An 829-nucleotide genomic window follows, 5' to 3' on the forward strand; every position below is an offset into this window, starting at 1 on the left:
AGCGATGCCAAAAGAACTGATAGATGACCAACTGTGGAGCAGAATCGAGCCTTTGTTACCGAAGAGAGCGTCTCGCCATAGACAATATGCAGGACGCAAGCCGACGGATGACCGTGCCGTATTGACGGGAATCGTGTTCGTACTGCGCTCTGGCATTGCATGGAACTTGCTGCCACAAGAAATGGGTTGCGGCTCCGGAACAGCATGCTGGCGGCGACTGGTCCAATGGCAACAAGCCGGTGTATGGCAGCGCATTCACGAAGTGCTATTGGCTGAATTACGCCAGCGTGGGCAACTCGATCTTGAGCGCGCCATCGTCGACAGCTCTTCGGTACGTGCCATGTTTGCTGGAAAAAAACGGGACCTAGTCCCGTCGATCGGCGTAAGCTCGGCAGTAAGCACCACCTCATCACCGAACAAAAGGGCATCCCGCTTGCGGTGATCTTGACCGGTGCCAACTCCCACGACGTGACTCAGTTGCTGCCGCTGGTCAAAGCCATACCCGCGATCGCAGGCAAACGAGGAAGACCTCTGCGAAAGCCAAAAATCTTGCAAGGAGATCGCGGTTATGATTCTGAGCCTATCCGTATTCTTTTGCGCCAACAAGCGATCATTCCTGAACTAGCAAAACGCCGCACTGCGCACGGTAGTGGTTTGGGAAAAACACGTTGGGTGGTTGAGCGTTCGATTGCCTGGCTTCATTCTTACCGTCGTCTAAAAATGCGTTATGAGAAACTAGCTATGACACACGAAGCATTTCTTTCGTTGGCTTGTTCTCTCATTTGCTGGAACTTTCTTAAACCTTTAATTTAATTTCGCAACAGCTTCT

At 51.9% G+C, this 829-nt stretch carries 1 protein-coding gene; it reads left to right on the forward strand.

Going from position 1 to position 829, the window contains the following annotated elements; all coding sequences use genetic code 11:
• Positions 1-4 precede the first annotated feature (4 nt).
• Positions 5-813, forward strand: a protein-coding gene (locus tag ACO0LI_RS30600) for an IS5 family transposase (RefSeq protein WP_423037700.1) whose coding sequence is annotated in 2 segments (ribosomal slippage) — positions 5-353 and positions 353-813 — 810 coding nt in all. Because the reading frame shifts where the segments join, the coding sequence is not laid out codon by codon here.
• Positions 814-829: the final 16 nt, after the last annotated feature.

It is taken from the genome of Undibacterium sp. Tian12W, assembly GCF_049339405.1.
GTDB lineage: Bacteria > Pseudomonadota > Gammaproteobacteria > Burkholderiales > Burkholderiaceae_D > Undibacterium.